Origin of the sequence: Kitasatospora sp. NPDC004723 (assembly GCF_040609255.1) — a bacterium.
In the GTDB taxonomy this organism is placed as follows: Bacteria; Actinomycetota; Actinomycetes; order Streptomycetales; family Streptomycetaceae; genus Kitasatospora.
This window is the reverse complement of record NZ_JBEXJT010000004.1, coordinates 198,558-208,921: the sequence shown is the minus strand read 5'-3', so window position 1 is coordinate 208,921 and position 10,364 is coordinate 198,558. Positions and strand designations below refer to the sequence as shown.

Here is a 10,364-nt window from a genome sequence, read left to right as displayed (position 1 = left end):
GGATGCGCGACTACCTCAACCGGGTGACCATCGACCTGCGGGACACCCGGCAGCGGCTCCGGGAGGCCGAGGCGCGCACGAGCGAGCCGATCGCGATCGTGTCGATGAGCTGCCGCTTCCCCGGCGGTGTCGGCACCCCGGAGGACCTGTGGGAACTGCTCGTCGAAGGCCGCGACACCATCGCGCCCGCCCCCGGCGACCGGGGCTGGGAGACCGCCTGGCCGTCCGGCGGCACGGTCCCCGGGCAGGGGGCGTTCCTGGACGGCGCGGCGGACTTCGACCCGGGGTTCTTCGGCATCTCGCCCCGTGAGGCGGTCGCGATGGACCCGCAGCAGCGGCTTCTGCTGATGGCGTCCTGGGAGGCCGTCGAGCAGGCCGGCATCGACCCGCTCACCCTGCGGGGCAGCCGTACCGGGGTGTACGCCGCGGCCATCGACCAGGGGTACGCGACGCTGGGCTCCGGCGCCGCCGAAGCCGTCCAGGGGTTCCTGATGACGGGGAACTCGATGAGCGTGATGTCCGGGCGGGTGTCCTACGCGCTCGGTCTCGAAGGTCCCGCCGTCACCGTGGACACCGCCTGTTCGGCCTCGCTGGTGGCGCTGCACCTCGCGGCGCGGGCCCTGCGGGCCGGTGAGTGCTCGCTTGCCCTCGCCGGCGGGGTCAGCGTGATGGCGCTGCCGGCGGTGTTCGTCGAGTTCAGCCGGCAGGGCGCGATGTCCCCCGACGGCCGCTGCAAGCCGTTCGCGGCGGCCGCGGACGGCACCGGCTGGGGCGAGGGCGTGGGGATGCTGCTGCTGGAGCGGCTGTCGGACGCGCGCCGCAACGGCCGTACGGTGCTGGCCGTGCTGCGCGGGTCGGCGATCAACCAGGACGGCGCCAGCAACGGCCTGACCGCCCCCAACGGCCCCTCCCAGCAGCGGGTGATCCGGGCGGCGCTCGCGGACGCGGGGCTGACGGCGTCCGAGGTGGACATGGTGGAGGCGCACGGCACGGGCACCATCCTCGGCGACCCGATCGAGGCCGACGCGCTGCTGGCCACGTACGGTCAGGACCGGCCCGCCGGGCGTCCGCTGTGGCTGGGGTCGCTGAAGTCGAACATCGGGCACACCCAGGCCGCCGCCGGGGTCGCCGGGGTCATCAAGACGGTCCTCGCGCTGCGGCACGGTGTCCTGCCGCGCACCCTGCACGTGGACGCGCCCACCCCGCACGCCGAGTGGTCCTCGGGCGCCGTCGAACTCCTCACCGAGGCCCGCGACTGGCCCGCCGTCGACCGGCCGCGCCGGGCCGGGGTGTCCTCGTTCGGCATGAGCGGCACCAATGCGCACGTCGTCCTCGAACAGGCACCGGAGCCGGAACCGGCCGACGGACCGGAAGCGGTGACCGACGGGCCGGACACCGTGGCCGGGCCGGGCGCGCCCGGGGCCGTGCTGCCCTGGGTGCTGTCCGGCCGCACCGCGTCCGCGCTCGGGGACCAGGCGGCCCGGCTGCGCGCCCGGCTCGCCACGGACGCGCCCGCACGGCCGGCCGACATCGGGTTCTCGCTGGCGACCACCCGGTCCGCCTTCGAACACCGGGCCGTCGTGATCGGCGACGGGCACCCCGCACTGCTGAACGGGCTCGCCGCCCTGTCCGGGCCGGGCACGGACCACCCCACCGGCCCGGCCCCGGCTCCCGCCCCGGCCACGCCCGCTGACGTCGTCGTGGGCACCGGCCGGGTCGTCGAGGGCCGGACGGCACTGGTGTTCCCGGGCCAGGGCTCCCAGTGGGCCGGCATGGCCCGGGACCTGCTCGCCACCAGCCCCGTCTTCCGGGACCGCCTCGTCGCCTGCGACGCCGCCCTCTCCGCCCATGTCGACTGGCGGCTCCCCGCCGTCCTGGAGGGCGCGCCCGGCGCACCCTCCCTGGAACGGGTGGACGTGGTGCAGCCGGTGTTGTGGGCGGTGATGGTGTCACTGGCCGCGCACTGGGAGTCCTGGGGCGTCCGGCCCGACGCCGTCGTCGGGCACAGCCAGGGAGAGATCGCCGCCGCCGTGGTCGCGGGAGCGCTGAGCCTGGAGGACGGGGCGAAGGTCGTCGCCCTGCGCAGCCGGGCCATCCGGGCGCTGGCCGGACTCGGCGGCATGGTCGCGGTGTCCCTGCCCGAGGACCGGGTCCGCGCCGAGATCGCCCCCTGGGCCGGGAAGCTGTCGGTGGCGGCCGTCAACGGGCCCGCCGCCGTGGTGGTCTCGGGGGAGACCCGGGCCCTGGCCGAACTGCTCGCCCACTGCGACGCACAGGGCGTACGGGCGCGGTCCGTACCCGTGGACTACGCCTCGCACTCGGCCCAGGTCGAACGGATCAGGTCCGAGGTGCTGGCGGCGCTGGCCGGCGTACGCCCGCTCCCGGCCCGGGTCCCGCTGTTCTCCACCGTCACCGGAGACCGGCTCGACACCACGGCCATGGACGCCGACTACTGGTACCGCAACCTCCGCGGGACCGTCCGCTTCGAGGCGGCCGTACGCTCCCTGGTCGAGCAGGGCCACGAGGTCTTCGTCGAGGTGTCGCCGCACCCGGTGCTGACCATGGCCCTCCAGGACACCGCCGAGGCCACCGGCGCCGCGGAGCCTCCCGTGGTCGTCGGCACCCTGCGCCGCGACGAGGGCGGACTGCGCCGGGCCCTGCGCTCGGCCGCCGAACTGTGGGTGGCGGGCGCGGCCGTCGACTGGTCCGTGGTGTACGCCGGCACCGGTGCCCGCCCGACCGCCCTGCCCGGGTACCCCTTCCAGCTGCGGCGCTACTGGCTGGAGCCGGAGGCGGTGCCGGACACCGGACCGGCCGCCGCCGACCCGCACGACACGGCCTTCTGGCACATGGTCGACCACGACGCCCCGGCCGAGATCGCCGCCCACCTCGCCGTCGACGAGGACGCCCTCGCCCCCGTCCTGCCGGCCCTGCGCGGCTGGCGCCAGCAGCGGCGCGACGAGAGCGTCATCGACTCCTGGCGCTACCGCATCGGCTGGCAGCCGATGCCCGACCCGCCGGCCGCCACGCCCGCCGCCGCCGGAACCTGGCTCGTCGTCCTGCCCGCCGGACACGAGGACGACGCACGGGTGCGCGGCCCGCTGCTCGCCCTCGCCGAAGCGGGCGCCACCGTCGTCACGGCCGCACTCACGGCCGACGCCGTCCGCCGCACCGACCTCGCGGACACGCTCGCCACCGCCCTCGGCGACCGCGTCCCGACGGGCGTGCTGTCGCTGCTGGCCGCCGCCGACCAGCCCCACTCCGACCACCCGGCCCTGCCCACCGGGACGGCACTCACCGTCGCCCTGGTGCAGGCCCTGGGCGACCTCGCCGTCACCGCACCCCTCTGGTGCGCCACCACCGGGGCGGTCTCCACGGGCCCGGACGACCTCGTCACCCACCCCCGCCAGGCACTGGTCTGGGGCACCGGACTGGTGGCCGCGCTGGAACTGTCCGCCCGTTGGGGCGGACTCATCGACCTGCCGCCGGACCTCGACGCCCGCGCCAGGGCCCGGCTCGCCGCTGTACTGACGGCCACCGGCGGCGGCCCCGGCACCGGCACGGCCGGCGTCGGCCGCGAGGACCAGCTCGCCCTGCGCCCCACCGGCCTCCTGGCCCGCCGCCTCCGGCGCGCCCCCCGGAACGACGGCCGTACGACGCACTGGAAGCCCCGCGGCACCGTCCTGCTGACCGGCGGCACCGGAGCCGTCGGCCCGCACCTCGCCCGCTGGCTGGCCCGCGGCGGCGCCACCCACCTCGTCCTGCCCGGCCGCCGCGGCCCCCAGGCACCCGGCGCGGCCGAACTCGCCGCGGAACTGGCCGCCCTCGGCGTACGACTGACCCTGCCCGTCTGCGACCTGGCGGACCGTCAGGCCGTAGCGGCGCTGCTCACCGGCCTGGAGGCGGCGGGTGACCCGGTCACCGCGGTCGTCCACGCGGCCGCCTTCGTCGCGCTCGCCCCCCTGGACGGCACACCGATGTCCGCGTTCGAACAGATCGTCGCCGCCAAGGCCGCCGGCGCCGAACACCTCGACGCCCTGCTCGACCGCGAACTCGACGCCTTCGTCCTGTTCGCCTCGATCGCCGGAGTCTGGGGCAGCGGCGACCACGGCGCGTACGCCGCGGCCAACGCCTACCTCGACGCCCTGGCCCAGCACCGCCGGGCCCGCGGCCTCACCGCCACCACCGTCGACTGGGGCATCTGGCAGGCCGAGAACCCCTGGCAGGACCGCGTCGCCGGAGCGGACGCCGACCTGTTCAAACTGGAGCAGCACGGCCTGCCCCGGATCGCCCCCGACCTCGCGGTCCACGCCCTGCAACAGGCACTGGACGACGACGAGACCGTACTCGCGGTCGCCGACGTCGACTGGGAGCGGTTCGCCGCCGTCTTCACCTCCACCCGCCCCAGCCCGCTGCTCACCGGCATCCCCGAGGCCCGCCGTGCCCTGGAGGCCGCGACCGGCGACACGGTGGCACCCGCCGCCGCACTGCTGCGCCAACGGCTCGCCGCCCTCGGCGAACCCGAACAGCACCGCCTGCTGCTCGATCTGGTCCGCACCCACGCGGCGGCCGTCCTCGGCCATCCCACGGTGGACGCGATCCGGCCCGGCATGGCCTTCCAGGACCTGGGCTTCGCCTCCCTCACCGCGGTCGAACTCCGCAACCGGCTCAACACCGCCACCGGACTGCGGCTGCCGTCCACCCTGATCTTCGACCACCCGTCGTCCACCGCGCTCGCCCGGGAGATCCGCGCCGAACTGCTCGGCCGGCAGGCCACCGAGCCGCGCCCCTCCGACCCGGACGCCGCCGCGCACCCGCCCGCGCCCGACGACGAGCCGATCGCGATCGTGTCCATGGCCTGCCGCTTCCCCGGCGGCATCGGCACCCCCGAAGACCTGTGGCGCCTGCTCGCCGACGGTGGCGACGCCGTCTCGGACCTCCCCACCGACCGCGGCTGGGACATCGAAGCCCTCTACGACCCCGACCCCGACCGCCCCGGCACCTCGACCACCCGGCGGGGCGGCTTCCTCCACGACGCCGCCGACTTCGACGCCGAGTTCTTCGGCATCTCGCCGCGCGAAGCCCTGGCCATGGACCCCCAGCAGCGGCTGCTCCTGGAAACCACCTGGGAGGCGATCGAACGCGCCGCCATCGACCCGGCCGCCCTGCGCGGCAGCCGCACCGGAGTGTTCACCGGCGTCAACTACGCCGACTACGCGGCCGTCGTCGCCCGGTCGGAGGAAGGAGACGGCCACCTGCTCACCGGCAGCGCGCCCAGCGTCGTATCCGGCCGGGTCGCCTACACCCTGGGCCTCGAAGGCCCCGCGGTGACCATCGACACGGCCTGCTCCTCCTCACTCGTCGCCATGCACCTTGCAGGCCGGGCGCTGCGCGGCGGTGACTGCTCCCTCGCCCTGGTCGGCGGCGTCGCCGTGATGGCGACCCCCGGCGCCCTGATCAGCTTCTCCCGTCAGCGGGGACTCGCCGAGGACGGCCGCTGCAAGGCCTTCTCGGACGACGCGGACGGCATGGGCATGGGCGAGGGCGTCGGCGTCCTGCTGCTGGAGCGGCTGTCGGACGCCCGCCGCAACGGGCATCCGGTACTGGCGGTGGTGCGCGGCTCCGCCGTCAACCAGGACGGCGCCAGCAACGGGCTCTCCGCCCCCAACGGCCCGTCGCAGCAGCGGGTGATCCGTGCGGCGCTGGCGGACGCGGGCCTGACGGCGTCCGAGGTGGACGTGGTGGAGGCGCACGGCACCGGCACCACCCTCGGCGACCCCATCGAAGCCCAGGCCCTGCTGGCCACCTACGGCCAGGACCGGGCCGCCGACCGGCCCCTGCTGGTCGGCTCCCTCAAGTCCAACCTCGGCCACGCCCAGGCGGCATCGGGTGTGGCCGGGGTCATCAAGACGGTGCTGTCCATGCACCACGGGCAGGTGCCCCGCACCCTGCACGTCGGCAGGCCCTCCGGCCACGTCGACTGGACGCGCGGAGCGCTGGCCCTCGCGACCGAGCAGCAGCCCTGGCCGTCCCACGGTCGCCCCTTCCGGGCCGGGGTGTCCTCCTTCGGCCTGAGCGGCACCAACGTCCACGCCATCCTCGAACACACCCCCCTGGAGGACGACGGCCCGCCGGCCGAGCGCACCCCCCTGCCGGCGGTGCCCTGGCTGCTGTCGGCGAAGAGCCCGCGGGCACTGCGCTTCCAGGCCGACCGTCTGCGCCGCCACCTCGACGGCGGCCCCGGACCCGACCCGCGCGACGTCGGGTCCGCCCTGCACGCGCGCACCGCTTTCGAGTACCGGAAGGCACTGATCGGGGACCAGGAGCAACTCCGCGCCCTGCTGGGCCAGATGGCCGACGACGACTCGGGAGCGTGGGACGGCGGCCGCCCGGTCGACGGTCGTGTGGTGTTGGTGTTTCCGGGTCAGGGTTCGCAGTGGGTGGGGATGGCTGCGGGGTTGCTGTCCGGGTCGGAGGTGTTCGCGGGACGGATGGCGGAGTGTGGTCGGGCTCTGGCGCCGTACGTGGACTGGTCGTTGACGGAGGCGTTGGGTTCCGAGGCGCTGTTGGCGCGGGTGGATGTGGTGCAGCCGGTGCTGTGGGCGGTGATGGTGTCGTTGGCGGAGGTGTGGCGTTCGTTCGGTGTTGTTCCGGACGCGGTGGTGGGTCATTCGCAGGGTGAGATCGCTGCTGCTTGTGTGGCGGGTGGTCTGAGTCTGGAGGACGGGGCGCGGGTGGTGGCGTTGCGTTCCCGCGCGATAAGGGTGCTGGCGGGTCGGGGTGGGATGGCGTCGTTGCCTCTGCCGGTGGATGCGGTGCGGGAGCGGATTGCCCCGTGGGTGGGCCGGTTGTCGGTGGCGGCGGTGAACGGTCCGTCGTCGACGGTGGTGTCGGGTGACGCGGACGCGGTCACGGCCCTGGTGGAAGAACTGGTCGCGGAGGGTGTGCGGGCGCGTCTGATCGAGGTGGACTACGCGTCGCACTCCTCGCACGTGGAGGAGATCCGCGAGCGCCTGCTGTCCGACCTGGAGGGCATCACCCCGCTCTCCGCTTCGGTGCCGTTCTTCTCGACGGTGACGGGTGGCTGGTTGGACACCAAGGCGTTGGACGCCGGGTACTGGTACCGGAACCTGCGGGAGACGGTGGAGTTCGGGCGGGCCACGGAAGCTCTGTTGGGGGAGGGTTTCCGGTTCTTCGTGGAGCCGAGCGCGCATGCGGTGCTGTCGGTCGCGGTGGGGGAGTCGGTGGAGGCCGCCGGTGCGGATGCCGCGGTGCTGGGGACGTTGCGCCGTGGGGAGGGCGGCCTGGAGCAGGTGCTGCGTGCGGTGGGTCGTGCGTGGGAGCGGGGGCTGGGGGTGGACTGGTCGGGTGCGTTCCCGGGGGCGCGGCGCGTCGAGCTGCCGACGTACGCCTTCCAACGCACCCGCTACTGGCCCGAGCCGGCGTCCACCGCGGCGGCCGATGTGGGCTCGGCCGGGCTCGACCCGACCGACCACCCCGTCCTCGGAGCGGCCGTCGAGCTGGCCGACACGGGTGAACTGCTGCTCAGCGGAAGGCTGTCGCTGCGTACCCACCCCTGGCTCGCCGACCACGCCGTGGCCGGTACGGTCCTGCTGCCCGGCGCGGCCTTCGCGGAGCTCGCGGTACGCGCCGCGGACGAGGCCGGATGCCGCACGGTGGAGGAACTGACGCTCCAGTCACCGCTGTTGATACCCGCCGACACCGCCGTTCGCCTGCAGGTGCGGGTCGGCGCGGCGGACGCCCACGGCAGCCGCTCCCTGGACGTGTTCTCCTGCCGCGAGGACGCGGCGACCCCGACCTGGACCGCGCACGCGACCGGCGCACTCACCGCCGACGCCACGACCCACGAGCCGTCGCCCGCACCCGGACCGGACGACGCCGGCTCCTGGCCCCCGCCCGGCGCCGTCCCGATCCCCGTCGACGACCTGTACGAGCGGTTCCACACCTCCGGTTACGGCTACGGCCCCGCCTTCCGCGGGCTCACCACCGCCTGGCGCCGGGGCGAGGAGATCTTCACCGAGGTTCGCCTGCCCGAGGACCAGCACCGGTCCGCCTCCGCCTTCGGTGTGCACCCCGCCCTCCTGGACGCCGCCCTCCAGGGGCTGTTCCTGCGCGCTCGGCCGGAGAGCGAACCGGGCCCGGACCGACCGTCCGCCGGACTGCCGTTCTCCTGGAGCGGGGTCAGGCTGCACGCCTCCGGTGCCACCGCGCTCAGGGTGCGGCTCGGCTTCCGGCCGGACGGGTCGGTGTCGATCGACGCGACCGACCCGAACGGCCTCCCGGTCGCGTCGGTCGAGGCGCTCGCCGTCCGCCCGATCGACCTCGACGCCCTCCGCCCGGGCGGCGGCCCGGAATCCCTCTACCGGGTGCAGTGGTCGGCGGCGCCCGCCACCGCACCTGCCGAGCCCCTCGGGCACGTCGCTGTCCTCGGGGGCCAGGAGCTCTTCCCGGACGGCCATCCGGACCTGGCCGCGCTCGGTGCCGCGCTGGAGGGGGGAGCACCGTCGCCCGCAGCGGTGCTGGCCTGGTGCGACCGCGCCCCGGACCTCCCGTCCCCGCCCGAGGCCGCATCCGTGCACACCGCACTGGACGACGCCCTGCGGCTCGTCCAGGACTGGCTGGCCGACCCGCGGTGGGACGACGGCACCCGGCTCGTCCTCGTCACCCGGGGCGCGGTCTCCACGGCCGCCGGCGAGGAGGTCACCGACCTCACCGGCGCCGCGGTCCGCGGCCTCGTCCGCTCCGCCCAGTCCGAGCACCCGGACCGCTTCCTGCTGATCGACACCGACGACCCGGACGCCGTGACCGGCCTGCTGCCCCGGGCACTGGCCGGAACGGAACCCCAACTGGCGATACGCGCCGGACAACTCCTCGCCGCCCGCCTCACCAGGGCCACCCTCGCCACGGACCCGAACCCGGGCACGGACGCGCTCCCGGCCCCGGCCCCGGACACACCGTCCGGTATCTCCGCGACCGGGGGAACCGTCCTCGTCACCGGGGCCGGCGGCGCGCTCGGCGGCCTGGTGGCACAGCACCTCGTGACCACGCACGGCGTACGGAACCTGCTGCTCGTCGGCCGGCGCGGCATGGACGCCCCGGGCCTGGCCGACCTCGCCGCCGAACTGCGCGGACTCGGCGCCCGGGTGGACGTGGAGGCCTGTGACGTCGCCGACCGGGACGCGCTCGCCGCCCTGCTCGCCGACATCCCCGCCGGCCGTCCGCTGAGCGCGGTCGTCCACGCGGCCGGCGTCCTGGATGACGGGACGGTCGAGTCGCTGACCCCCGGGCGGATGCGCCACGTACTGCGGCCGAAGGTCGACGCGGCCCTCAACCTGCACGCCCTCACCCGTGATCTGCCGCTGTCGGCCTTCGTCCTGTTCTCCTCCGCCTCCGCCACGGTCGGCAACGCCGGGCAGGGCAACTATGCGGCCGCCAACGCCTTCCTCGACGCGCTCGCCCAGCACCGCCGGGCCCTGAGGCTGCCCGCCCAGTCACTCGCCTGGGGCCTGTGGGCGCGCCGCAGCACCATGACCGGCACGCTCACCGCCGCTGACCTGCGGCGGATGTCCCGGGGAGGCACGGCGGCCATCGGCAGCGAAGAAGGTCTGGCACTGTTCGACGCGGCGCTCACCCTGGACGAACCGCTGCTCGTCCCGGTCAAGATCGACCTCGGCCGGCTCCGGACGGCGGCCCGGACCGCACCCGTCCCGGCCCTGCTCTCCGCCCTGGTCCCCGGCACCGCACGCCGCCCCGCCTCCGGGGCGGACGCCGCCGAAGCGGACTCGCTGCGCCGCCGGCTGACCGCCCTCGCCCCGGAGGAACGCGTGGCCACCCTGCTCGACCTGGTACGGAGCCGGAGCGCCGACGTCCTCGGCCACGGCGGAGCCGCGGCCGTCGACCCGGACCAGGCGTTCAAGGACCTCGGCTTCGACTCGCTCACCTCCGTTGAACTCCGCAACCGGCTCAGCGCCGCCACCGGCCGCCGGCTGCCCGCGACCCTGGTCTTCGACCACCCCACCCCGGCCGCCGTCGCCGCCTACCTCTCCCGGCGCCTGGTACCCGACGGGCCGGGCGGCCCCGCCGCCACCGGGAAGGCCGCCGGGGCGCCGCGCCGGGTGGACCGCGAGGACCACGAGATCAGCTCCCTGCTCGCCGCGATCCCGCCCGCCGCACTGCGTCGGGCCGGTCTCCTCGACGCGCTCCTGGACCTCGCCGACCGACCGCAGACACCGGCTCCCGCCGCCGACATCCACGGCATGGCCGTCGACGAACTCGTCCGGATGGCCCTGGACGGCGAACGTGACTGACCGACAGCCGCAGAACGTGACTGACCGACAGTCGCA

At 75.5% G+C, this 10,364-nt stretch carries 1 protein-coding gene; it reads left to right on the top strand.

Annotated elements, in window-relative coordinates:
• Window positions 1–2: 2 nt before the first annotated feature.
• Window positions 3–10,328 (top strand): type I polyketide synthase, encoded by a 10,326-nt coding sequence (locus ABZW10_RS07405; RefSeq protein WP_355361543.1) that lies wholly within the window; start codon window positions 3–5, stop codon window positions 10,326–10,328.
• Window positions 10,329–10,364: the final 36 nt, after the last annotated feature.